Here is a 23,495-nt window from a genome sequence, read left to right on the forward strand (position 1 = left end):
CCTCACAATCCGAGGATCGAGGAGGCGATGATGCTGCGCTGCACTTCGCTCGATCCGCTGTAGATGGAAACCTTGCGGTAGTTCAGGTAGGTCGGAGCCGTCCGCTGCGCCCAGAGCGGCGAAGAGATGCCGTCACCTGCGGCGAAGGGCAGGGAGTCGGGTCCGGCGACGTCGGTCAGCAGTTCGAGTGTGGCCTGCTGCAGTTCGGACCCGCGCAGCTTCAGCAGCGACGACGCCGGGTTCGGCTTGCCGTCGGCCGAACTGGCGACCACCCGCAGCTGGGTGAGTTCGAGCGCGATGATCTCGTTCTCCAGCTCGGCGATCCGGGCGGCGAACAGCGGGTCGTCGAGCAGCGTCCCCTCGCCCACCGAGATCTCCGCGGCGCGTTCCTTCGCCTGCGCGAGGCGGACTTTGGAGAATCCCAGCCGGGTCACACCGGTGCGCTCGTTGCCGAGCAGGAACTTGGCGTAGCTCCAGCCCTGGTTCTCCTCGCCCACGAGATTCTCGGCCGGCACGCGCACGTCCTCGAAGAAGATCTCGTTGACCTCGTAGCCGCCGTCGATCAGCTTGATCGGACGCACCGTGACCCCGGGCGTCTTCATGTCGACGAGGATGAACGAGATGCCGGCCTGCTTCTTGGGGGCGTCCGGGTTCGTGCGAGCGAGGACGAAGATCCAGTCGGCGTGCTGCGCGAGAGTGGTCCACGTCTTCTGGCCGTTGATCACGTAGTCGTCGCCGTCGCGGACGGCGCGGGTCTTCAGCGACGCGAGGTCGGAGCCGGCTTCGGGTTCGGAGAATCCCTGGCACCACCAGATGTCGAGGTTGGCGGTCGCGGGAAGGAACTTCTCCTTCTGCTCCTGCGAACCGAATGCCGCGATGACGGGGCCGACCATGCTGGTGTTGAAGGCGAGCGGCTCGGGCACCGACGCGAGCTGCAATTCGTCGAGCCAGATGTGCTTCTGCACCGGCGTCCAGTCGCGGCCGCCCCACTCGACCGGCCAGTGCGGCGTCGCCAATCCGTTGGCGTTCAGAATCCGCTGGGACTCGATGAAGCCCTCTTTCCCCACTTCTTCTCCACGCGCATACCGCTCGCGGGTTTCCGCCGGAATCTGTGTGGTGAAGAACGTTCGCATCTCGTCGCGGAACGCCAGCTCCTCGTCGGTCAAGGCCAGATTCATCGGACTTCCTTCGCACTCGAGGTCGGATTCATGTTCTGATCCCGACGGTACTCCCCCGTGCGGCTCCGCCGCCCGTGAGTACTTGTCAACCGCCCGCGGTTAACAAGTACTCACGGGTCAGGCGGTGCGGAGGACGAGCAGGTAGGCGCCACCGGCGGCGTCGATCTGCGTCTCGACGTTCAGTTCGGGTGCGAGACGGGACAGCCTGTCGAGCAACCACTCCGACGCGTCCTCGGCGTCCGATTTGCCCGGGCACCGCGCCACCGCCACCCGTCCGCCCTTGCGGCCGAGTTGTTCGACGACACCGATGATCGGGGCGGGATCGACGACGAACAACCGGTCTGGCCACGGCACGACCGGTTTGACGGCACCCTTCTTGGTGTTGCACGCGCGGTGAGCGAGGCGTTCGACGCCGCCCTTCGCCTTGGCCTTCTTCGCGGCGACGACGCTGTCGATGCTGGGTCCGCGCGGATCGTTGACCGACATGTCGGGATCCACCGGTTCGTCACACAGCCAGCAGCGCCACGACTCGCGGTCGCCGACCTCTCGAAGAGTACTCATGGGCGCCAACGCTACCCGTGCGACTGGACCGGATCGAAGCCGGAAATCAGCCAGTTGTCGCCGGACTTGGCCAGCTCGACGGTGATGCTCGTCGCCGTCGTCGCCGGTTCGGGTTTCGCCGCACTGGTGGTGGTCTGGTTGACGAACAGCAGCACGGTCGCGGTGTCGGCCGCCACGTCGACCGGACCGGAGGCGGCCACCGTCGCCTGGGTAGCCACCCGGCTTTCCTTCGCCGCCGGGACGACGACGTCCGTCGTGAACTGTGTGTAGTAGTCGAGGAACTCCCCTGTCAGGCGTTCCTTCGCGACACCGACGTCGTTTTCGACCGTGTCCGGCTTGTACGACAGTAGAGCGATCGCCCCCTGCGACGCGGTGTCGGTGACGGTGGCGCGGACTGTGTCGTCGACGCGCTGGTCGGGACGGTAGAGCGTGAAGTACAGAACCCCCGCCAGCACGGCCGCGACCGCGGTGAGCGCGCCCAGGATCAGGAGGAGTCTGCGCGATTTCGGCGATGCGTCGGTACTCACTGCACGAACCCTGCCTTCACGATCTTGTATGTGCCGTCCTCGAGTTGCATCGTCACGCGCATTCTCTGACCGCGCGGTTCCTCGGCAGCGCCGCCCGCGTTGGACACCTTCTGCGCGACCGCGACGAGCACGTCCGCGGAGTCGCCGTTCTGCGCCTCGATCGCAGCCTGGCGCACCTCCCCCTGGGACTTGACCTTGGCCTCCTGCATGACCGCAATGAGATCTTTGGATCGGGCTTCGAATTCGTCGCGGAATTCCCCGGCCGAACCGTCGAGCACCTTCTGCACATCCTCGTCAGCCCGCTCGAAGTCCATCGTCGTCAGATCCACGACGCCCTGGCGCGCTGCATCGAGGATCTCGGATCGCTGCTGGGCTTCCTGCTCCGCCTGCCGGTGCGTGTAGCCGAAATAGCCGCTGACCGCGAGGAACGCAAGCGCAAGGACGGCCAGGACCACCACACCCGCGCTGACGGCCGGCGTCCGGGCCTGGGGATCGGCGTCCTCACCGGTGGGCTCTTCCGCCATGGGGTTCCTTCCGTCGTGCCGTATCTCTGTTACCTGCATCACGCCAGATGCTACCGGCTAGTCATATCAAATATTTTTCGGCGCTCCCGCGGGCAGATCCGCGGGCGGAAAGGCGCGTGGGAGACCACGCGTACGGTCGGTGATCATTACTGTTGAAGAGAAGGCAGGCGACTCGAAGGGGATCCACGATGACCAGCGATTCAGGCGCACGCAGCCGCGTGCAGTTCGGTGCCGGGGCGACACCGGAACTCGTCAGTTCCGAGGGACGGACCATCATCGCGGACGCCGTCGTCGCCAAGATCGCAGGTATCGCCACCCGTGAGATCAACGGCGTCTACGACGTGGGCGGCGGCACCGCACGCGCTGTCGGCGCTCTCCGCGATCGGATCCCCGGCGCCCGCGTCAACCACGCCCAGGGCGTCGCCGTCGAAGTCGGCGAGAAGCAGGCCGCCATCGACATCGGCATCGTCGCGGAATACGGCGTCGCACTGCACGAACTCGCGGTCGGCATCCGGCGCAACGTCATCGCGGCCGTCGAGCGCATGACCGGGCTGGAAGTGACCGAAGTGAACATCACCGTCTTCGACGTCATGCTCTTCGACGAATCCGAGGCCGCGTCCGAGCTCGACGGCAAACCGAGGGTGCAGTGACCGGACCACTTCCACCGGACACCCACGCCGAGGACATCTCCGAACGCATCGTCGCCGCCGTCCTCGCAACCCCGGGAGTGGCAGCGATGCACGGCGGCGCGTTCGGTGAAGTCGCGACCTACCTGCCCGGACGCCGGGTGACCGGAGTGACCGTCGGCCCCACGTCCTGTGCCGTCCACCTCGCGGCTCGCTACCCCGCCAACGTCGTCGACACCGCCGAAAGAGTGCGGGCCGCAGTGGAATCGCTGGTGGACGTCCCGGTCGACGTGACCATCGAAGATCTCCTGACAGAGACAGGACAAGCTCAATGAACAGCACAATCACAGGCCTGATCGTCGGGTTACTTCTCGCCATCGCCGGCATCCTCGGCGGTTTCAGCGGATTCGTCTTCGCCGTCCTCCTCGGAGCGCTGGGCATGGCCGTCGGCGCGCACCGCGACGGCCACCTCGATCTCGGCGCCATCCTCCGAAGCCGCGGCCGTGGCTGAACCCTTCACCGCACCCACCGCCGGTCCCCACGACGACGCGGCGCTCGACGACACCGCCCTACGCGGCGAGCTGGTAATCAAGGAGCGCGCCGTCGTGAAGATCGCCGTCGCCGCAGCGCTCCAGGTACCCGGCGTCGTCAAGCAGTCCGGTGGGCTGTCCCGCCTGACGGGTCGGGAACTCCCCCGCGCCGACGTCTCGACGGGAGCGGGCGCCGTCGCGATCAACCTGTACATCGCGGTCCAGTGGCCATGCCACCTCGACCTCGTCAACCGTCGGCTCCGCGCACAGGTGCACCATCAGGTCGAGCAGATGACGGGCATGCCGGTCATCGAACTCAACATCGTGGTCGTCGGAACGGAATCCGCAGCACCCGAGGACAGTTCGGCCGAAAGCCGCTACTCCGAACAAGGCGACCCCGCCGTGCCGCCCGCCCCGGTGGCGCCCGTCCGGCCACGCACGCCGCGCGCGACTCCGGCCGCTGTGCCCGCCGCAATCATCGTCGCCGTCGGAGCTCTCGGTCTCGCGGTCGTCGCGGCGCGTGAACTGCTCATCATGCGCGGCACCTTCGCCAACGCGCCCTGGATCCGCAACACCGTGCAATGGCTGGGCCGGCTGCACTGGTCCGAGTGGATCGTCCCCGTCGCCGCGGGCGCGATCGTCCTGGGGGTCGTATTCATCGTCGCGGCCCTCAAACCGCGGCCGCGCACCCACCTGCCGCTCGCGGTGGGTGACACCCCGATCGTCTGGCTGCGCCCCACGGACCTCGCTCGCAACTCCAGCAGCCACGCCAAGACCGTCCCCGGAGTGCTGTCGGCGCACACGACGGTCGACCGCAAGCACGTCACCGTTCGCGTGGTACGCACCGAGTCGACACCCGCCGGGGACGTGGCCATCTCCGTCCGCGAGGCCGTGGAACCGACGCTGTCGCTGCTCGGCACGTCTCCCGAACTCCGAGTGCAGGTGAAGCCGTGAGACATCGGACGGCCGCCGTCAACCGGGTCATCGTCCTGCTCGTCGGGCTCGCACTCCTCGGATTCGGCGCCTACGCCGTGGCCTGGGACCTGCAGGTTCCGATCGTCCGCGAATGGGTGTCGCGATACGACCGCGCGCGCGTCACCGCACTCCCCGACCAGGACTGGTGGGGCTGGGCACTCGCCGCGACGGTCGTCGTGGGACTGGTCTTCGGGATCGTGCTCCTCGCCCTGGATCTCACCCGGCGACGCACGTCCCCCGTCGCCGTACCGGATCGCGAATCGGGCACCTACGTCACCGTCGACCTCGGCTCGCTCGCCAACGGGGTCGCCAGCGAACTCGGCCAGTACCCCGGAGTCCGGCAGACACGCGCTCGCGCCGTGGTCGAACGCGGACTCCCCACCCTGTCGATCGTCGTGACCGCCGACCCCACCCTCGACATCTACGACTTCACCCGCAAATCCGAGGACGTCGCATCGTGGGTCGCATCGACCCTCGGCGGTGAACAGGTCGCTACCCAGGTCCTGCTCCACCTCGACCGCGCCGACCACCCGGCGCACGTCGAAAACTGACACGGGGCGTTCCGGTCGGCGACCTCCGAGAATGGGATGCGTTTGAACTACCGCTGAGCGTGTACCCCGAAACGCCAATGGCGCCCACCCCTGAGGGTGGGCGCCATTGGCGTTGGTGGAGCTAGATCACTTGTTGATCTTCGTGACCTTGCCGGCGCCGACGGTACGGCCGCCTTCGCGGATCGCGAAGCGCAGGCCCTCGTCCATGGCGACGGGCTGGATCAGCTTGACGGACATCTCGGTGTTGTCACCGGGCATGACCATCTCGGTGCCCTCGGGCAGCGTCACAACGCCCGTCACGTCCGTGGTACGGAAGTAGAACTGCGGACGGTAGTTGTTGAAGAACGGCGTGTGGCGGCCGCCCTCGTCCTTGGACAGGATGTACGCCTGGCCCTCGAACTCGGTGTGCGGGGTGGTGGTGCCGGGCTTGACGACAACCTGTCCACGCTCGACATCTTCGCGCTTGATACCACGAACCAGCAGACCGACGTTGTCACCGGCCTGGCCCGAGTCGAGGAGCTTGCGGAACATCTCGATACCGGTGACCGTGGTCTTGGTGACCGTCTCCTTGATGCCGACGATCTCGACCTCTTCGTTGACGTTGACCGAGCCACGCTCGATACGACCGGTGACGACGGTGCCACGACCGGTGATCGTGAAGACGTCCTCGACGGGCATGAGGAACGGCTTGTCGGTCTCGCGGACCGGGTCCGGGATCGACTCGTCGACCGCAGCCATGAGCTCGAGGATGTTCTTGGTCCACTCCGGGTCGCCCTCGAGCGCCTTCAGAGCGGAGACCTTGACGACGGGAGCTTCCTCGTCGAACTCCTGCGCAGCGAGGAGCTCACGGACCTCCATCTCGACGAGCTCGATGATCTCGTCGTCGTCCACCATGTCGGCCTTGTTCAGGGCGACGAGGATGTACGGCACGCCGACCTGGCGGGCGAGCAGCACGTGCTCACGCGTCTGGGGCATCGGGCCGTCGGTGGCCGCGACCACAAGGATGGCGCCGTCCATCTGCGCCGCACCGGTGATCATGTTCTTGATGTAGTCGGCGTGACCGGGAGCGTCGACGTGCGCGTAGTGGCGCTTCTCGGTCTGGTACTCAACATGCGAGATGTTGATCGTGATACCGCGAGCCTTCTCCTCAGGAGCCTTGTCGATCTCGTCGAAGGCCGAGGCCTCGTTGAGATCCGGGTACGCGTCGTGCAGAACCTTGGTGATGGCCGCGGTCAGCGTGGTCTTGCCGTGGTCGACGTGACCGATGGTGCCGATGTTCACGTGCGGCTTCGTCCGCTCGAACTTCGCCTTCGCCACTGTGTGTCCTCCTGGACTGATTGATGCTTGCGGTATGCAGCAGTGCGGTTGTTATTACTGGGTCGTGCTTCGGCCGGCTGGAACCGAGGTTACTCGCCGGTCGCCTTGGCGATGATTTCCTTCGAGACGTTCGCGGGAACCTCTGCGTAGGAATCGAACACCATGGAGAAGTTCGCCCGGCCCTGGGTCTTCGACCGCAGATCACCGATGTAACCAAACATCTCCGAGAGCGGAACCAGCGCCTTCACGACACGGGCACCACTGCGTTCCTCCATGGCCTGGATCTGGCCACGGCGGGAGTTCAGGTCGCCGATCACGTCACCCATGTACTCCTCGGGTGTGGTGACCTCGACAGCCATGAGCGGCTCGAGAATGACCGGGCCGGCCTTGCGGGCGGCTTCCTTCAGCGCCTGCGAACCGGCAACCTTGAAGGCCATTTCCGACGAGTCGACATCGTGGTACGCACCGTCGAGCAGCGACAGCTTCAGGTTCACCAGCGGGTAGCCGGCAAGAACGCCGTACTGCATCGCGTCCTGCGCGCCTGCATCCACGGAAGGGATGTACTCGCGAGGGATACGACCGCCGGAGACCTTGTTCTCGAACTCGTAGGTGGCACCGTCTTCGCCGACGAACGGCTCCAGCGCGATGATCACCTTGGCGAACTGGCCCGATCCACCCGTCTGCTTCTTGTGGGTGTAGTCGTGCTTCTCGACCTTCTTGGTGATGGTCTCGCGGTAGGCAACCTGCGGCTTGCCGACGTTGGCCTCGACCTTGAACTCGCGACGCATACGGTCGACGAGGATGTCGAGGTGGAGCTCGCCCATGCCGCCGATGACGGTCTGGCCGGTCTCCTCGTCGAGCTCGACGGAGAACGTCGGGTCCTCTTCGGCGAGCTTCTGGATCGCGGTGCCCAGCTTCTCCTGGTCGGACTTGGTCTTGGGCTCGATCGAGACCTGGATGACCGGGTCCGGGAAGCTCATGGACTCGAGCACGATCGGCGCGTCCTGTGCACACAGCGTGTCACCGGTCGTGGTGTCCTTCAGACCGATCATCGCGTAGATGTGGCCGGCCACGGCCTCGTCGACCGGGTTCTCCTTGTTGGCGTGCATCTGGAAGAGCTTTCCGATGCGCTCCTTCTTGCCCTTGGTCGCGTTCATGACCTGGGCGCCCGGATCGATCCGGCCGGAGTACACGCGGACGAACGTCAGCTTGCCGAAGAAGGGGTGCGAAGCGATCTTGAAGGCCAGAGCCGAGAACGGCTCTTCCTTGCTCGGCTTACGCGTGAGGATCTCTTCTTCGTTGCCCAGGGCGTGACCCTGGACCTCGCCGATGTCCAGCGGGTTCGGCAGGTAGTCGATGACCGCGTCGAGCATGGGCTGAACGCCCTTGTTCTTGAACGCGGAACCACACAGAACCGGGTACAGCTCGGAGGCGACCGTCATCTTGCGGATGGCGCCCTTGATCTCCTCGACGGAGAGTTCCTCACCGGCGAAGTACTTCTCCATGAGAGATTCGTCGGACTCGGCAACGGTCTCGAGCAGCTTCTCGCGGTACTCGGCAGCCTTGTCGGCCAGATCCGCGGGGATCTCCTCGATGGTGGGCGCGGCACCCGTCGGCACGACGCCACGCCAGGTGATGGCCTTCATCTCGACCAGGTCTACGACGCCGTCGAAGTCGTCCTCGGCGCCGATCGGCAGCTGGAGGACGAGCGGCTTCGCGCCGAGGCGGTCGATGATGGTCTGGACCGTGAAGTAGAAGTCCGCGCCCATCTTGTCCATCTTGTTGACGAAACAGATGCGCGGAACGTCGTACTTGGCGGCCTGACGCCACACCTGCTCCGACTGGGGCTCGACGCCCTCCTTGCCGTCGAACACGGCAACAGCGCCGTCGAGCACGCGGAGCGAACGCTCCACCTCGACGGTGAAGTCGACGTGGCCGGGCGTGTCGATGATGTTGATCTGGTTGTTGTTCCAGAAGCAGGTCACCGCGGCAGAGGTGATCGTGATGCCGCGTTCCTTCTCCTGCTCCATCCAGTCCGTCGTCGACGCTCCGTCGTGCGTCTCGCCGATCTTGTAATTGACACCGGTGTAGAACAGGATGCGCTCGGTGGTCGTGGTCTTGCCGGCATCGATGTGCGCCATGATGCCGATGTTGCGGACCTTGTTCAGGTCGGTCAGCACTTCCTGTGCCACAGGATTCTTCCCCGCTCGTAGCTCGTGTATCGGGTATCGGCCTCCCCGGTGTTCACCAGCGGGGCCATTGTCTCGAGTTGTAGATCAGCCGGTCCCTGGTGGGGACCGACGTGCGACGACGCCGGAGCAGTCACGGTTGGTGACTGCTCCGACGTGACGTCACCAGCGGTAGTGGGCGAATGCCTTGTTGGCTTCGGCCATCTTGTGAGTGTCCTCACGACGCTTCACAGCGGCACCGAGGCCGTTGCTGGCATCGAGGAGCTCGTTGGCGAGACGCTCGACCATCGTCTTCTCGCGGCGCTGCCGGGAGAAGGTCACCAGCCAGCGCAGCGCGAGGGTGGTGGAACGGCCCGGACGAACCTCGACCGGCACCTGGTAGGTCGCGCCACCGACACGGCGGCTGCGAACCTCGAGGGCAGGCTTGACGTTGTCCAGTGCGCGCTTGAGGGTGACGACCGGATCGGTGCCGGTCTTCTCGCGCGCCTGCTCGAGTGCTTCGTAGACGATGCGCTCGGCGGTGGACTTCTTGCCGTCCATCAGGATCTTGTTGACGAGCTGCGTCACCAGGGGCGAACCGTAGACCGGGTCGTTGATGAGCGGACGCTTAGGAGCGGGGCCCTTACGTGGCATTAGCTCTTCTCCTTCTTGGCGCCGTAGCGGCTGCGGGCCTGCTTGCGGCCCTTGACACCCTGGGTGTCGAGGGAGCCGCGGATGATCTTGTAGCGCACACCCGGGAGGTCCTTCACGCGACCACCGCGAACGAGCACCATCGAGTGCTCCTGCAGGTTGTGGCCCTCGCCCGGGATGTAAGCGGTGACCTCGACGGAGCTGGTCAAGCGCACACGCGCGACCTTACGGAGCGCCGAGTTCGGCTTCTTCGGGGTGGTGGTGTACACGCGGGTGCACACGCCACGGCGCTGCGGGCTGCCCTTGAGGGCTGCCGTCTTGACCTTCGCGGTCTTGTCGCGGCGGCCCTTGCGGACCAGCTGGTTGATGGTTGGCATTTACCGGCTTTCTTCGTGTTGAACAGACTGCTCTGGACAAGCAACCTTGGCTGTTCTGAAATTAGGGATCTAGCAGTTGGGGCAAGAGAGCTGCTGCCCCTCACCCACACCTCGAGCTGCACCCGAGGTCGGGTGTGTCGCATACCCCCACACAGGCAGCCGGATGCTCGTTCCATGCAGAAATCTGCACGAACGCGCGCACGGCAATACCTCGCTAGGCACACAGATCGGCCCGGGCATGCCGGACACGACCCACAACGATACCCGGCGGCGCGCCGGAAGGTCAAAGTGGGCTGGCAGTGGTAAGGGCTGACCTGGGATGTGGGGCACTGCTTGGAGCTGTCGGTACGGGCACGGGCACATCAACTACTCAGATTGAGCGTCAGATCCGCAAGCGTCGATGCCGCCTCACACGGGTCTGCCGCCCCCGTCTGGAACTGTACCCACCAGCCGACGACGCCCGCGGAGGGCGATCCGACCGTCACTCCGCACGCCCCCGGATCACCGGGGGGACGCATCACGACGGCCTTGCGGCCCTGGATGGTGGAGGACTCCACGGCGTAGCCGAGCTTCTCGCCGGTCGACTTCTCCGTGTCGAGTGAACCTGTCTCGAACCAGTTGAACGTCACCTTCACGGGACCGTTGGCACCGACCGCGTCCCACCGGCAGATCGCGCCGAAGAAGCCCCGTTGAATGGCGTCGGCGCCGACGGTCTGGGCGATCTGGTCGTCGGCGACGGCGTTGCACTCCTCCAGCAGGGCCGTGAACTGTTCGGTGTCGCCGGACGAGGCCGCCCCCTCGGCCCTGGGCGAGCCGTCGATCGTCGACCCGCACCCCGCGATCAGCCCGACCGCGGTGGCCGCGGCCAGCACCCGCACGACGCGCAACGTCCCGCTGCTCATCACTCCCCCGCTCACTTGGCCCTCGACACGCTGAGTTCGGCGAGATCGCGCGCCACCTTGCACGGGTCCGCCGCGGGTTGCGCGTCCGCGTACATCACCGACCAGTGAACGAAGTCGCCCCCGAACTCCACACCGAGTTCACACAGAATTCCTTCGGACGATGCAATGAATCCGGGATGTCCCTGGACGTCGATGTCGGTGGCCGGCCTGCCGATCAGCTCGGAACCCGCCCGCTCGCGGCCGATGGGACTGCCGCGGTACCAGGAGAACGTCACGCTGGGACCACCTATTCCCGCGGTTTCCCACTCGCAGCCGACGGAATTACGCGTCACCCCGGTGAAGGGCGGCATCCCGAACGCCTTCGCCACCTCGTCGTCCGTGACCGAACCGCACTGACCGAAGAACGGGCCCGGATCGGTCACCTGCGGGAGCTGCTGCGCGGCGGGTTCGGTACCGGAATCGTCTCCGTCTCCCCCGCAGCCGACCAGACCGGCCGCGACGGTGATCAGGACGAGCAATCCCCATTTCCGGCCCATGGTCGGTGACTCTACCGATCCCCGCGATCTTTGCCCGGTCAGTCGAGAACGGCCGCGTCGAGCCTCCGCGGCCCTATCGATTCACCGCTCCGCGGTAGTGCGGCATCCAGCTGCGCCGCCCACTGCCGCACGATCTCCGCCCGTCGCTTGGAGTCGTCCGTGAGCACGTCGGCCAGACCGAGTCCGCGTGCGAGATCGAGGGTGGCCTGGACGAGCCGGTGCGCCACCGGGTCGGCGTCGTCGAAGCCGAAGTGTTCGACGGCGGTGCGGTGCGCGATCCGGCCGAACCGCTCCTCGAGCGGCACGATCCGGGCCCGGAGTTCGGGGTCGGCGGCGGCGGCCGTCCATACCTGCAGCGCCGCCTTGAACAAGGTGCCCGTGTAGTAGTCGACGAGCCGCGACACCACGGCCTCGGTGCGTCCCTCCCCGGTCGGCAGGTCGGTGGCCTCGCGCCGGGCCTGCTCCATCCGGGCGTCGAACATGACCTCGAGCGCCGCGGTGATGAGGTCCTCGCGGGTCGGGAAATGGTGCTGGGTCGCGCCGCGGGACACGCCGGCGCGCTGGGCGACGAGGCTCACCGTGGTGGCACCCCAGCCGAGTTCGGCGAGGCAGTCGATGGTGACCGCGAGGAGATGCCCGCGCGTGACCCGGCTGCGGTCCTGCTTCGGTTCGCGGGTCATGTGTCACTTCCTCTCGTCGCGCTGCGCGCCCGTGAGTACTCGACGAGTCCTGAGACTCGTCAACCACGCACGGGGCCGGAGGCCCATCTCGGCGGCCGCTTCTGCAGGAACGCCATCATGCCTTCCCGCGCCTCCTCGGATTCGAACAGCCTCGCCGACTGGGCGGTCAGCTCGTCGGTGTAGCGGTCGAAGTCTGCGAGCACGCCACGGGTCGTCAGGGTCTTCGACTCGGCCAGACCCTGCGGCGACGCCTGCCGCAACTGGTCGAGCAATTCCTCGACGGTGTCCTCTGGATCCTCGGCGGACTCACTGATCAGCCCGATGGCCTCCGCCTCGTGGACACCGAACTTCTCGCCGGTGAGGAGGTAGCGGCTCGCGGCTCGCGAATCGATCCGGGGCAGCACCGTCAACGAGATGATCGACGCGGCGAGTCCGAGCCGGACCTCGGTGAGCGCGAAGGTGCTGCGCGGGCCGGCGACGGCGATGTCGCAGGCCCCGACCAATCCCATGCCCCCGGCCCTGACGTGACCGTCGATCCGGGCGATCACCGGCTTGGGCAACTCGACGATGGCCCGCAGCAGGTCGGCCATCTGCCGGGTCCGCGAGCCGACGTCGCCGGACGTCTCACTCAGATCCGCCCCGGCGCAGAACGTGCCGCCGGTGTGGGTGAGGACGACGCCGCGGACGTCGTCGTCCGCGGCGGCGTCCCGCAATCCCTGCAGCAGTTCGCCCACGAGCCTGCGGGAGATCGCGTTCCTGTTGTGGGGCGAATCGAGGGTGAGGGTGGCGAACCCCCGGCTCACCTCGTACCGGACGTACCGGTCGGCTTCCACGTCGGTCATGTGCTGTCCGTTCGACATCAGTACGACTTCGGCAGCCCGAGCGAGTGCTGGGAGACGAAGTTCAGGATCATTTCCCGGCTCACCGGAGCCACGCGGGCGATGCGCGCCGCACCGAGCATCGCCGCGAGACCGTATTCCTTGGTCAGGCCTGCGCCGCCGTGCGTCTGGACGGCCTGGTCGAGTGCCTTGATGCTGGCCTCGGCGGCGGCGTACTTGGCCATGTTGGCGGCCTCGGCGGCGCCGAAGTCGTCGCCGCTGTCGTAGAGGACGGCCGCCTTCTGCATCATCAGCTTGGCGAGTTCGAGTTCGATCTTGATCTGCGCCAGCGGATGCGAGATGCCCTGGTGCGCGCCGATCGGCTCCTTCCACACCGTGCGTTCCTTCGCGAACCGCACCGCGGCGTCCAGCGCGTAGCGGCCCATGCCGATCGCCATGGCGGCGCCGAGAATGCGTTCGGGGTTGAGACCCGCGAACAACTGCATCAACGCCGCATCGGCCTCGCCGACGAGCGCGTCGGCGGGCAGCCGGACGTCGTCGAGGAACAGCATGAACTGGTGGTCGGGCTCGACGATGTCCATCTCCATCGGCGTCTTCACGAAGTTCTCGGCGTCGGTGGGGACGATGAACAGTGCAGGCTTCAGCTTGCCGGTCTTCGAATCCTCGGTCCGCGCGACGATCAGGACGGCGTCGGCCTGGTCGACCCCGGAGATGTAGATCTTGTTCCCCGACAGCAGCCAATCCTCGGCTGAACCATCACCCCTCGCTTCGCTCGATCGGACCCGACGCGCGGTGGTCGTGATCTGGTGCGAGTTGGAACCCGCGTCGGCCTCGGTGATGGCGAACGCCATGATCTTCGAACCGTCGGCGAGGCCGGGGAGCCAAGTCTGCTTCTGCTCCTCGGTGCCGTACTTGCCGATGATCGTGCCGCAGATCGCCGGCGACACGACCACCAGCAGGAGGCCGGCGCCGTGGGCCGCGAGTTCCTCCTGGACGAGGGCGAGCTCGTAGATGCCTGCGCCGCCACCCCCGTATTCCTCGGGAAGGTTGACGCCGAGGAAGCCGAGTTTGCCCGCCTCGTTCCACAATTCGGTCAGCGGTTCGCTGCGCCGCGCCCGGGGCAGCACGTAGTCGACGTAGTTGAAACGCTCCCCGAGCCTCGACACCGAGGCGCGGAGTTCCTTCTGTTCTTCTGTCTCGATGAATCTCATCGGGACTCACGGGCGGAGACCCCACCCTTCGGGTCAGGTACGGAGCCTTCTGGGCGGGTGTGACGTGTCTGGCGTCTGTACATGTCGGTGCTCCTGACTACGGTCGAGGTGTGGAAGAGGTTGTGCGGTACAGCTATCGGCTCCGGCCAGGCGTGATGGCTGTGCGCGCGCTCGAATCCGAGTGGCATCGCTGCCGATACCTTTGGAATGAGGCTGTGCGGCAGCAGAAGACCGGACTCAAGCCGACGTTCGCGAAGCTCGGAAAGCTGCTGACCGAGGCGCGCGGACGTAACGCGTGGCTGCGCGAAGGTGCGCAGGTCCCTCAACAGCAGACGCTGAGGACTTACGCGAAGGCTTTGGAGCACTCGTTCACGGTGAAGGGTCGAGGACGCCCAGCATTCAAGGCGCGCAATAAATCTCTCCCTGCGCTGGAGTACACGTCCCGAGGGTTCTCGGTCCGCAACGGTCGGCTGTCTCTCGCCAAAGGCATCGTGATCCCGGTGGTCTGGTCGCGGGAGCTGCCGTCCAAGCCGACCAGTGTGCGGGTGCATCGAGATTCGCTCGGGCACTGATACGCGTCGTTCGTGGTGCGACGCGAAGCCGTCGCTGCCCCCACTGTCGACGAAACCAGTGGGATCGGCATCGACTGGGATGTATCCGTAACAGCCACGACCACGAGTCCCGGGTTCGACCTGCCATATCTCGGGCACCGGAAGCGCTGTTCCGCAGAGCTTGGTAAGGCGCAGCGAAAGATGGCCAGGCGCCATAGCGGCAAGCGTGGACCGCAGTCCAAGGGATACCAGCGGGCACGGAGAGAAGCCGCGAAGCTGCACAAGAAGGCCGCACGACAGGTGCGGCACGACTCCAGATGCGCGAGAGCCAAGCAGCGACTCGGACTCGCGGAACGAACCTTCCTGTGTCGGAATTGCGGATATACCGACTGCCGGGACAGGAACGCTGCCAGGGTGATCCTGGCTGTGGCAGAACGGGGCCACACTCGTGTTGACGTTGTCAGACATGCGCATTCCTCCTTCGGGTCGGATGTGTGTGCGGTCTGAGCGTGGAATCTCCCGCCTTCATTCGGGGAACCGTTAAGACTCTCTTTGGGGCTGCGCTGCTTCGACTACTGCCAGGACCGTTCCCACGTCGACCTGCTGACCGGCGGTCACGGAAAGTTCGGTGAGGACACCGGAGGCCGGTGCCTTGATCGTGTGTTCCATCTTCATCGCCTCGAGCCACACGATCGGCTGACCGGCGGTCACGGAGTCGCCGACCTCGGCGCCGAGGCGGATGACGGAACCCGGCATCGGCGCGAGCAGCGACCCCTCGGCGACGACGGCGCTCGGATCGGTGAATCGCGGTGCGGCGAGCAGGCTCACCGGGCCCAGGGCGGAGTCGACGAACACGTCGTCCCCGTACCGGGACACCGCGAACGAGCGGCGTAGCCCCGCGACGTCCAGTGCGACGTGCCGCGCCGTGGCCGACACGAGCGCGACGTCGTCGAAGCCCTCGGCCCTCAGCCCGTTCCGGGTGAGCAGGTACCGGATCTCGATGTCGCCGCCGGTGCCCGTGAACGTCTTGCTCTGCGGCGCGGACGCCAGATTCCGCCATCCGCTGGGGAGCGTCGAGTCGACCGTCGCGACGTCGCGGTTGTGCGCAGCGTCCGCGAGTGCGGCGGCCAGCGCCGACAGTCGCTCGGTGTCGGCCGACGCCAGCGGACGCGCCAGCACGTCCAGCCCGTGGGTTTCGAAGAAGGCGGTGTCCGTGTCGCCGGCGAGGAATGCCGGGTGGCGGAGCACGTTGACGAGGAGGTCGCGGTTGGTGCGCAGTCCATGAATCTGCGCGCGACTCAGGGCCGTCGCCAGCCGGGTGGCCGCCTGCGTGCGGGTGGGCGCGAACGAGATGACCTTCGCGAGCATCGGGTCGTAGTGCACGCCGACGGTGGATCCGTCGACCACGCCGGAGTCCAGGCGGATGCCCGGGGAGCGCAGCACGTCGAATTCGACCGCATTCTCGGGAAGGTCCAGACGGTGGACCGGTCCGCTCTGTGGCTGCCAGTTCTGCGCCGGATCCTCGGCGTACAGCCGGACCTCGATGGAATGGCCGGACACGGCGGGCGGTTCGGGGTCGAGCCTGCCGCCTGCAGCGACCTGCAACTGCAGGTCGACGAGGTCGAGGCCGGTGGTGCATTCGGTGACCGGATGCTCCACCTGCAGCCGGGTATTCATCTCGAGGAAGAAGAAGTTCCCGTCGTCCGGGTCATCTCCCCCTCGCTCCGCTCGACCGGAAGCCAGGAACTCGACCGTTCCCGCACCCTCGTAGTCGATCGCCTTCGCCGCGAGCCGGGCGGCCTCGAACAGCCGCTCGCGCATCCCCGGGAGGGCTTCGACCAACGGCGACGGCGCCTCTTCCACCACCTTCTGGTGCCGACGCTGGATGGAGCATTCACGCTCCCCCACCGCCCAGACGGTTCCGTGCCGGTCGGCCATCACCTGGACCTCGATGTGCCTGCCCGTTTCCAGGTACCGCTCGCAGAACACAGTCGGGTCACCGAAGGCCGATTGCGCTTCGCGGCGGGCGCCTTCCAGCTGTTCCGGGAGGTCCGCGAGCTCACGCACGACGCGCATGCCGCGTCCGCCGCCACCGGCGGACGCCTTGACGAGCACCGGCAGGTCGGCTTCGGTGACGGCGCCCGGATCGAGTTCGGCCAGCACCGGGACACCGGCGGCGGCCATCATCTTCTTGGACTCCACCTTGGAACCCATCATCTCGATGGCGGGCGCGGGCGGCCCGATCCACGTCAGCCCCGCGTCGTGGACGGCGCGCGCGAAGTCCGCGTTCTCGGAGAGGAACCCGTAGCCGGGGTGGATGGCATCGGCACCGGCGAGCAGTGCCGCCTCGATGACGAGGTCGCCGCGCAGGTAGGTGTCGACGGGACTGTTGCCCGGCAACCGGACCGCGGCGTCGGCCTCGGCGACGTGTGGGCTGAGTGCGTCGGCGTCCGAAAACACGGCGACGGTCCCGATGCCCGCGCGACGGCAGGTGGCGAAGACGCGGCGGGCGATCTCACCACGATTGGCAACCAGTACGGACTGGATCATTTCGGGCCTCACATCCGGAAGACGCCGAAGTTCTCGGCGCCTTCGATCGGGGCGTTGGCAATGGCCGACAGGCACATTCCCACCACGGTTCGGGTGTCGCGCGGGTCGATCACGCCATCGTCGTAGAGGCGACCGGACAGGAACATCGGCACGGATTCCGCCTCGATCTGGTTCTCGATCATGGCGCGCATGCCGGCGTCGGCCTCCTCGTCGAACGCCTGCCCGCGGGCCTCGGCGGAGGCGCGGCTGACGATGGAGATGACCCCGGCCAGCTGCGCCCCGCCCATGACGGCGGACTTGGAGCTGGGCCAGGCGAACAGGAAACGCGGGTCGAATGCGCGTCCGCACATGCCGTAGTGGCCGGCGCCGTAGGACGCGCCGAGCAGGATCGAGATGTGCGGGACAGTGGAGTTGGACACGGCGTTGATCATCATCGACCCGTGTTTGATCATTCCGCCCTCCTCGTACTCCTTGCCCACCATGTAGCCGGTCGTGTTGTGCAGGAACAACAGTGGTGTGTTGGAGCGGTTGGCCAGCTGGATGAACTGGGTGGCCTTCTGCGATTCCTCGCTGAACAGCACGCCGCGCGCGTTGGCGAGGATGCCCACCGGATACCCGTGCAGCTCGGCCCAGCCCGTGACGAGTGACGACCCGTACATCGGCTTGAACTCGTCGAAATCGGAGCCGTCGACGATGCGGGCGATCACCTCTCGGGGATCGAACGGGACCTTGAGGTCGGCGGGGACGATGCCGAGCAGTTCCTCGGGGTCCGCGAGCGGTTCGATGACCTCGGCCCGCGGCGCGGGCCCCTGCTTCTTCCAGTTCAGGCGCTTGACGATGCTGCGGCCGATCCGGATGGCGTCCTGCTCGTCGATCGCGAAGTAGTCGGCGAGGCCGGACTTGCGGGCGTGCATCTCGGCGCCGCCGAGGGTTTCGTCGTCGGATTCCTCGCCGGTGGCCATCTTGACGAGGGGCGGTCCGGCGAGGAACACCTTGGACCGTTCCTTGATCATGACGACGTGATCGGACATGCCGGGGATGTACGCGCCGCCCGCCGTCGAGTTGCCGAAGACGAGGGCGATGGTCGGGATGCCCGCGGCGGAGAGCTGGGTGAGGTCGCGGAACATGCGGCCACCGGGTATGAACACTTCCTTCTGGGTGGGGAGGTCCGCGCCGCCGGACTCCACGAGGGAGATGACGGGGAGCCGGTTCTGCCGGGCGATGTCGTTGGCGCGGAATCCCTTCCGCAACGTCCACGGGTTGCTGGTGCCGCCGCGCACCGTCGGGTCGTTGGCGACGATCAGGCACTCGACGCCTTCCACCACGCCGATGCCCACGACAGTGCTGGCACCGACCGGAAAGTCGCTGCCCCATGCCGCGAGCGGGCACAGTTCGAGGAACGGCGAGTCGGGGTCGAGGAGCAGTTCGATGCGCTCCCGGGCGAGGAGCTTGCCGCGCTTCTTGTGCCGCTCGGTGTACTTCTCGCCGCCGCCCGCGAGCGCCTTGGCGTGCTCGGTGTCGATCTCGGCGAGCTTCTCCGTCATGGCCTTCGCCGCCGCGGCGTACTCTTCGGAACCCGTGTCCAGCGTGGACTTCAACGTGGTCATGACTGATACCCCAATCGCTTGGCCGCGAGCCCCGTCAGGATCTCGGTGGTACCGCCACCGATTCCGAGGATGCGCATGTCGCGGTACTGCCGTTCCACTTCACTCTCCCGCATGTAGCCGAGGCCGCCGAACAGCTGGACGGCCTGGTTGGCCACCCACTCGCCCGCCTCGACCGCGGTGTTCTTCGCGAAGCAGACCTCCGCGATGAAGTCCTCGTTCGACACCAGCGAACGCTCCACCAGCGCTCTCGTGTAGACGCGGGCCACGTCGGTCTTGCGCGCCATCTCGGTGACCGTGTTCTGCACCGACTGCCTGCTGATCAGCGGACGGCCGAACGTCTCGCGGTCGCGCACCCACTGCAGCGTGAGGTCGAGGCACCGTTGCGCGCTCGAGTAGGCCTGCGCGGCGAGGGCGATGCGCTCGGTGAGGAACGCCTGGGCGATCTGCGCGAACCCGCTGTTCTCCTCGCCGACCAGGTTGGCGGCGGGGACCCGTGCGTCGACGAACGACAACTCGGCCGTGTCCGATGCACGCCAGCCCATCTTGTCGAGCTTGCGTGCCACCTCGAATCCCGGTGTGCCCTTCTCGATCACGAGCAGGGAGACCCCGGACGCGCCGGGACCGCCGGTGCGGACGGCGGTGACCACGAAGTCGGCCCTGACGGCGGACGTGATGAACGTCTTGGACCCGTTGACGACGAAGTGGTCGCCGTCGCGGACCGCGGTGGTCCGCAGATGCCCGACGTCGGAACCGCCGCCGGGTTCGGTGATGGCGAGCGAGCCGATGAGCTCGCCGCGCAGGGTGGGGCGGACCCACTTCTCGATCTGCTCCGGGTCACCGGCCGCGGCGAGGTGCGGCAGCGCGATTCCCGACGTGAACAGGGAAGCGAACGCGCCACCCGATGCACCCGCCTGGTGGAATTCCTCGCAGATCAGCACCGCGTCGACGAGGTCGCCGCCCTCGCCCCCGACGGATGCGGGGAAGCCGGCGCCGAGGAGTCCGAGTTCGGCAGCCTCCCGGTGCAGTGTGCGGGGCAGTTCGCCGTCGCGTTCCCAGTCGTCCAGGTGCGGCAGTACCTGCCGTTCGACGAAGCTGCGCACCGTCTTGCGCAGTTCCTGCCGCTCGGGTGTGTCCCACACGCTCACAACGTCGTCCCTTCGGGGAGGAGTGCTTCCGGTATGTCGAGATGCCGGGATCTCAGCCATTCGCCGAGACCCTTGGCCTGCGGGTCGAACCGGGCCTGGGACGCGACGCCCTGCCCGAGGATTCCCTCGATCACGAAGTTGACAGCGCGCAGTTTCGGCAGCACATACCTCGTGACGGTGAGGTCGGCTGCCTCCGGGAGGAGGAGCTTCAGCTCGTCGACGGTCAGTGCGTGGGCCAGCCACTGCCACTGCTCGTCGGTGCGCACCCACACGCCGACGTTCGCGTTGCCGCCCTTGTCTCCGCTGCGCGCTCCGGCGATGGTGCCGAGCGCCACCCGGACCGTGGGTTCGGCGCCCCGCGGCTCCGGGAGCGCGGGCTCGCCGACATCTTCGAGTTCCCGGACATCGGTGGCGGGTTCGATGTCGACGCGCGTTCCGTCCGGCAGCACCGCGACGTGTGGCGCCTCCTTGGCGTACACGTATCCCGGGGTGAACACACCGTAGGGCTGCCCTTGCCCGGGCGGCGCCGTCAGCGTGAAGCCGGGATAACTCGCCAGCGCCATTTCGACTGCGACGGAGGAGAATCCGCGCCCGACCGCGTTGGCGTCGGAATCCCGGACCACGCAGCGCAGCAGCGCGCTCGCGGCCTCCTCGGTGTCGGCGTCCGGGTGATCGGTGCGGGCGAGCGACCAGTCGAGTTCGGCCGGCCGGGTGGGAAGCCACCCCTCGAGCTGCCGCTTCACCAGGGCCGCCTTGGCCTCGATGTCGAGGCCGGTGAGGACGAACACGGCCTCGTTGCGGAATCCCGCGAGCGTGTTCAGCGACACCTTGAGCTGCGGCGGCGGCGCCTCCCCGACGACGCCACTGATGCGCACGCGGTCGGGACCGTCCTGCGACACTGCGGCGGAGTCGATCCGCGCCGTCACGTCGGGGCCGGCGTAGCGGCCACCCGTGATCTCGTACAGCAACTGCGCGGTGACGGTGCCGACGTTCACGGCGCCACCGGTCCCGGGGTGCTTGGTGATGACGGACGATCCGTCCGAGTCGATCTCGGCGATCGGGAATCCGGGTCGGTCGAGGTCGTCGATCTCGGTGAAGAACGCGTAGTTGCCGCCCGTCGCCTGGGTGCCGCACTCGATGACGTGCCCGGCCACCACGGCGCCGGCGAGCTGGTCGAAAGCGTCTCGCTGCCAGCCGAAGTGGGCGGCCGCCGGACCCACGATCACGGACGCGTCGGTGACACGCCCGGTGACGACGACGTCGGCGCCGGCGTTCAGGCATTCGAGAATGCCCCACGCTCCGAGGTAGGCGTTGGCAGTCAGCGGGCTGCCCAGACCCAGTTCGGCGGCCCGGCCGATCAGGTCGTCGCCTTCGACGTGGGCGATCTTCGCCCGCAGCCCCAGCTTGTCGTTCACCTCCCGCAATGCGTCCGCGAGACCGGCCGGGTTGAGCCCGCCGGCGTTCGCGACGATGCGGACACCCTGGTCGAGGGCCGGCCCGAGGCAGTCCTCCGCCTGACGGAGGAACGTCTTGGCGTAGCCGCGGTTCGGGTCCTTCATGCGGTCGCGTCCGAGGATCAGCATGGTGAGTTCGGCGAGGTAGTCGCCGGTCAGATAGTCGAGCTCGCCGCCTTCGAGCATCTCGCGCATCGCCGACAGACGGTCGCCGTAGAAGCCGGAGCAGTTGCCGATCCGCACGGTCATCGGGTTCCCGCCTCGCGGCCGCCGCCCGCGGGGCCCGCGAAGGCCTGGGCGATGTTCAGCCACGCGTCCGCGTCGGCGCCGGTGGCCTCGAGGGCGAGATCCGCCCGGTTCGCGCGCTGGGTGACGAGCAGGCAGAAGTCCTCGGCGGGTCCGGCGACCTTCTGCGCGGCGTCCTCGGGGCCCCACGTCCAGACGGACACTCCGTCGGGGGCGGTGAGTTCGACGCGGAACTCCTCCGCGGGTGGGGCGAGTTCGTTGACGGCGTAGGCGAAGTCGCGGGTGCGGACCCCGAGGTGGGCGATGCTCTTCAACCGCTCGGTGGGCTTGCGCGGCACCGAGAGCGCGTCGGCGACGTCCTGGCCGTGCGCCCACGTCTCCATCAACCGGGCGGTGGCCATCGAGGCCGCCTTCATCGGCGGGCCGTACCAGAGGATCTTCTGTCCCGACGGCACCGCCAGGAGAGCCTCCGCCAGTCGAGCCCGGGCGGAGCGCCAGGCGGCGAGCAGTTCCGCAGGTTCCCGACGGGCGTGCTCCTCGGCGCCGGCATCGACGAAGCCGGCGGGGTTCGAGGCGGCCACCGTCAGTTGCTCGGCGAAGCCGTCGGGGTCGGTGATCGCCAGGAGGGCGGCCTCGTCGGTCCACAGCAGATGTCCGATCTGGTGGGCGACGGTCCACCCCTCGGCCGGTGTCGGATCGGCCCAGCGGGAGTCGGGGAGGTCGGCGACCAAGGCGTCCAGTGAATCGCTCTCGGCGCACAAGTCATCGATGAACCTCTGCAGTTCAGCCATGCGACCAGCATCACACCGACCCAATAAAAAAGCAAGCACGATTGATTGTTATTTGGCTGCGGATCGTCCCGCGAGCTGCCACGCTGGTCACGTGATACGACAGTTGCTCACCCATGCCGCGCTCAACCCACTCCCCTCCCCGCGCACGCTGGCCGCCCGAGTCGTACCGGGATTCGGCCACCGCATCGCCGGGAAGCGGATCCTCGTCACCGGTGGTTCCTCGGGAGTCGGTGAAGCGGCCGCACGCCGGCTCGCCGCCCTCGGCGCGGAGGTCGTCCTCGTGGCCCGCGGCTCCGACGCCCTCGAGTCCGTGCGCGACGACATCCTGCGGTCCGGTAGCGACGCGCACGCCGTCCCCTGCGACCTCACGGACCCGGAGTCCGTCGATGCCCTCGTCGCTCAGGTGCTCGGGGAGATCGGCCCCGTCGACGTTCTCGTCAACAACGCCGGGCGGTCGATCCGGCGGACGGTCGAGGACTCGCTGGACCGCTTCCACGACTTCGAACGCACCATGGCCGTCAACTACTTCGGCTCGACGCGGCTGACCCTCGCGTTGCTCCCGTCGATGATCGAGCGCCACGAGGGCCACATCATCAACGTCGCGACGTGGGGCGTGCCTGCCGGTGTCATGCCCAAGTTCTCCGCCTACCATGCGTCCAAGGCGGCCGTCGGCGCGTTCGGCCGGAGCCTCGGCGCCGAACTGCGCGACCGCGGAATCTCGGTGACGACCCTCGACTTTCCCTTGGTCCGGACGCCGATGATCGCGCCCACCACGGATTACGACGCGATGGCGGCCCTGACTCCCGAGCAGGCGGCGGAGTGGTTCGTCACCGCCGTGCGCACCCGGCCGATCGAACTGCTCCCCAGTTACGCCGAACTGTTCCGGCTGCTCGGCACGTTCGCGCCGTCCGCGACCGACGCACTGGTACGGCGCACCGGCATCTGAGCGCAATGACAGACTGGGACGGTCTCGAATCCGCGCTCACACCCGAGGGAGT

At 67.3% G+C, this 23,495-nt stretch carries 26 protein-coding genes; 8 read left to right on the plus strand and 18 right to left on the minus strand.

The features are described from left to right. Nucleotides 1-2: 2 nt before the first annotated feature. The 4 genes from ACFWAY_RS09265 to ACFWAY_RS09280 form a co-directional block, all read right to left on the minus strand. Nucleotides 3-1,178: an acyl-CoA dehydrogenase family protein gene (locus tag ACFWAY_RS09265; protein ID WP_378452309.1), complete on the minus strand. Its 1,176-nt coding sequence runs from the start codon at nucleotides 1,176-1,178 to the stop codon at nucleotides 3-5. Nucleotides 1,179-1,295: 117 nt separating this feature from the next. Next, complete coding sequence (locus tag ACFWAY_RS09270) at nucleotides 1,296-1,739, minus strand: hypothetical protein (protein ID WP_378452310.1); 444 nt, start codon at nucleotides 1,737-1,739, stop codon at nucleotides 1,296-1,298. An 11-nt stretch (nucleotides 1,740-1,750) separates the two neighbouring features. After that, a complete protein-coding gene (locus tag ACFWAY_RS09275) occupies nucleotides 1,751-2,266 on the minus strand; it encodes a twin-arginine translocation pathway signal (RefSeq protein WP_378452311.1) in 516 nt (171 codons plus the stop codon). Beyond that, a complete protein-coding gene (locus ACFWAY_RS09280; protein WP_378510513.1) occupies nucleotides 2,263-2,790 on the minus strand; it encodes a hypothetical protein in 528 nt (175 codons plus the stop codon). The genes ACFWAY_RS09275 and ACFWAY_RS09280 overlap by 4 nt, the downstream gene beginning before the upstream one ends. Before the next feature lie 188 nt (nucleotides 2,791-2,978). Between ACFWAY_RS09280 and ACFWAY_RS09285 the strand changes: the two genes are divergently transcribed. Genes ACFWAY_RS09285 through ACFWAY_RS09305 form a run of 5 tightly spaced genes read left to right on the plus strand, consistent with a single transcriptional unit; the run spans nucleotide 2,979 to nucleotide 5,472 of the window. Then, a complete protein-coding gene (locus tag ACFWAY_RS09285) occupies nucleotides 2,979-3,440 on the plus strand; it encodes an Asp23/Gls24 family envelope stress response protein (RefSeq protein WP_005252221.1) in 462 nt (153 codons plus the stop codon). Then, the gene (locus tag ACFWAY_RS09290; protein WP_005252220.1) at nucleotides 3,437-3,751 is read left to right on the plus strand and encodes an Asp23/Gls24 family envelope stress response protein; all 315 of its coding nucleotides are present in this window, start codon (nucleotides 3,437-3,439) and stop codon (nucleotides 3,749-3,751) included. The genes ACFWAY_RS09285 and ACFWAY_RS09290 overlap by 4 nt, the downstream gene beginning before the upstream one ends. Further along, nucleotides 3,748-3,927: a hypothetical protein gene (locus ACFWAY_RS09295; protein WP_005252219.1), complete on the plus strand. Its 180-nt coding sequence runs from the start codon at nucleotides 3,748-3,750 to the stop codon at nucleotides 3,925-3,927. Before ACFWAY_RS09290 ends, ACFWAY_RS09295 begins: the two co-directional genes overlap by 4 nt. Beyond that, nucleotides 3,920-4,900, plus strand: coding sequence for a DUF6286 domain-containing protein (locus ACFWAY_RS09300; RefSeq protein WP_378452314.1), 981 nt, complete (start codon nucleotides 3,920-3,922; stop codon nucleotides 4,898-4,900). Before ACFWAY_RS09295 ends, ACFWAY_RS09300 begins: the two co-directional genes overlap by 8 nt. Beyond that, a complete protein-coding gene (locus ACFWAY_RS09305; protein ID WP_378452315.1) occupies nucleotides 4,897-5,472 on the plus strand; it encodes a hypothetical protein in 576 nt (191 codons plus the stop codon). The genes ACFWAY_RS09300 and ACFWAY_RS09305 overlap by 4 nt, the downstream gene beginning before the upstream one ends. Before the next feature lie 126 nt (nucleotides 5,473-5,598). Here the strand turns inward: ACFWAY_RS09305 and tuf are convergent, their stop codons facing one another. The 9 genes from tuf to ACFWAY_RS09350 all read right to left on the minus strand — a co-directional run bounded on the left by tuf (nucleotide 5,599) and on the right by ACFWAY_RS09350 (nucleotide 14,153). Beyond that, nucleotides 5,599-6,789, minus strand: a complete 1,191-nt coding sequence (tuf, locus tag ACFWAY_RS09310; RefSeq protein WP_378452316.1) for an elongation factor Tu — start codon at nucleotides 6,787-6,789, stop codon at nucleotides 5,599-5,601. Nucleotides 6,790-6,878: 89 nt separating this feature from the next. Continuing rightward, nucleotides 6,879-8,981, minus strand: coding sequence for an elongation factor G (gene fusA, locus ACFWAY_RS09315; RefSeq protein WP_378452317.1), 2,103 nt, complete (start codon nucleotides 8,979-8,981; stop codon nucleotides 6,879-6,881). A gap of 159 nt (nucleotides 8,982-9,140) precedes the next feature. Beyond that, on the minus strand, nucleotides 9,141-9,611 hold the full coding sequence (rpsG, locus tag ACFWAY_RS09320) for a 30S ribosomal protein S7 (protein ID WP_073361026.1): 471 nt from the start codon (nucleotides 9,609-9,611) through the stop codon (nucleotides 9,141-9,143). Then, entirely contained in the window at nucleotides 9,611-9,985 is a 375-nt protein-coding gene (rpsL, locus tag ACFWAY_RS09325; protein WP_005252198.1) for a 30S ribosomal protein S12, read from the minus strand. Before rpsL ends, rpsG begins: the two co-directional genes overlap by 1 nt. Before the next feature lie 362 nt (nucleotides 9,986-10,347). Continuing rightward, nucleotides 10,348-10,887 carry a DUF3558 domain-containing protein gene (locus ACFWAY_RS09330; RefSeq protein ID WP_378510514.1) on the minus strand — a complete coding sequence of 180 codons (540 nt, stop codon included), beginning with the start codon at nucleotides 10,885-10,887 and terminating at the stop codon, nucleotides 10,348-10,350. Between the two features lie 11 nt (nucleotides 10,888-10,898). After that, a complete protein-coding gene (locus ACFWAY_RS09335; protein WP_378452319.1) occupies nucleotides 10,899-11,423 on the minus strand; it encodes a DUF3558 domain-containing protein in 525 nt (174 codons plus the stop codon). A gap of 38 nt (nucleotides 11,424-11,461) precedes the next feature. Further along, nucleotides 11,462-12,103, minus strand: coding sequence for a TetR/AcrR family transcriptional regulator (locus ACFWAY_RS09340; RefSeq protein ID WP_378452320.1), 642 nt, complete (start codon nucleotides 12,101-12,103; stop codon nucleotides 11,462-11,464). Nucleotides 12,104-12,162: 59 nt separating this feature from the next. Further along, on the minus strand, nucleotides 12,163-12,963 hold the full coding sequence (locus ACFWAY_RS09345) for an enoyl-CoA hydratase family protein (protein WP_378510515.1): 801 nt from the start codon (nucleotides 12,961-12,963) through the stop codon (nucleotides 12,163-12,165). Continuing rightward, nucleotides 12,963-14,153 carry an acyl-CoA dehydrogenase family protein gene (locus tag ACFWAY_RS09350; RefSeq protein ID WP_378510516.1) on the minus strand — a complete coding sequence of 397 codons (1,191 nt, stop codon included), beginning with the start codon at nucleotides 14,151-14,153 and terminating at the stop codon, nucleotides 12,963-12,965. The genes ACFWAY_RS09345 and ACFWAY_RS09350 overlap by 1 nt, the downstream gene beginning before the upstream one ends. Before the next feature lie 215 nt (nucleotides 14,154-14,368). Between ACFWAY_RS09350 and ACFWAY_RS09355 the strand changes: the two genes are divergently transcribed. Continuing rightward, nucleotides 14,369-14,725 carry a hypothetical protein gene (locus ACFWAY_RS09355; RefSeq protein ID WP_378510517.1) on the plus strand — a complete coding sequence of 119 codons (357 nt, stop codon included), beginning with the start codon at nucleotides 14,369-14,371 and terminating at the stop codon, nucleotides 14,723-14,725. A gap of 15 nt (nucleotides 14,726-14,740) precedes the next feature. After that, nucleotides 14,741-15,211, plus strand: a complete 471-nt coding sequence (locus ACFWAY_RS09360) for a hypothetical protein (protein ID WP_378510559.1) — start codon at nucleotides 14,741-14,743, stop codon at nucleotides 15,209-15,211. A gap of 33 nt (nucleotides 15,212-15,244) precedes the next feature. On the opposite strand, the gene ACFWAY_RS09365 is transcribed toward ACFWAY_RS09360, so the two are convergent. Genes ACFWAY_RS09365 through ACFWAY_RS09385 form a run of 5 tightly spaced genes read right to left on the minus strand, consistent with a single transcriptional unit; the run spans nucleotide 15,245 to nucleotide 22,497 of the window. Continuing rightward, nucleotides 15,245-17,254 carry an acetyl/propionyl/methylcrotonyl-CoA carboxylase subunit alpha gene (locus ACFWAY_RS09365; RefSeq protein WP_378452324.1) on the minus strand — a complete coding sequence of 670 codons (2,010 nt, stop codon included), beginning with the start codon at nucleotides 17,252-17,254 and terminating at the stop codon, nucleotides 15,245-15,247. An 8-nt stretch (nucleotides 17,255-17,262) separates the two neighbouring features. Continuing rightward, nucleotides 17,263-18,861, minus strand: coding sequence for an acyl-CoA carboxylase subunit beta (locus tag ACFWAY_RS09370; RefSeq protein WP_378452325.1), 1,599 nt, complete (start codon nucleotides 18,859-18,861; stop codon nucleotides 17,263-17,265). Continuing rightward, nucleotides 18,858-20,006, minus strand: a complete 1,149-nt coding sequence (locus ACFWAY_RS09375) for an acyl-CoA dehydrogenase family protein (protein WP_378452326.1) — start codon at nucleotides 20,004-20,006, stop codon at nucleotides 18,858-18,860. The genes ACFWAY_RS09370 and ACFWAY_RS09375 overlap by 4 nt, the downstream gene beginning before the upstream one ends. Further along, nucleotides 20,003-21,709, minus strand: coding sequence for an acyclic terpene utilization AtuA family protein (locus ACFWAY_RS09380; protein ID WP_378510518.1), 1,707 nt, complete (start codon nucleotides 21,707-21,709; stop codon nucleotides 20,003-20,005). The genes ACFWAY_RS09375 and ACFWAY_RS09380 overlap by 4 nt, the downstream gene beginning before the upstream one ends. Further along, on the minus strand, nucleotides 21,706-22,497 hold the full coding sequence (locus ACFWAY_RS09385; protein ID WP_378510519.1) for a TIGR03084 family metal-binding protein: 792 nt from the start codon (nucleotides 22,495-22,497) through the stop codon (nucleotides 21,706-21,708). Before ACFWAY_RS09385 ends, ACFWAY_RS09380 begins: the two co-directional genes overlap by 4 nt. On the opposite strand from ACFWAY_RS09385, the gene ACFWAY_RS09390 reads away from it, so the two are divergent. Beyond that, a complete protein-coding gene (locus ACFWAY_RS09390; protein WP_378510520.1) occupies nucleotides 22,475-23,443 on the plus strand; it encodes an SDR family oxidoreductase in 969 nt (322 codons plus the stop codon). The two genes, ACFWAY_RS09385 and ACFWAY_RS09390, sit on opposite strands and share 23 nt — an antisense overlap. The last annotated feature ends 52 nt before the right edge of the window (nucleotides 23,444-23,495 follow it).

The organism is Rhodococcus sp. NPDC059968 (genome assembly GCF_042738615.1).
In the GTDB taxonomy this organism is placed as follows: Bacteria; Actinomycetota; Actinomycetes; order Mycobacteriales; family Mycobacteriaceae; genus Rhodococcus_F.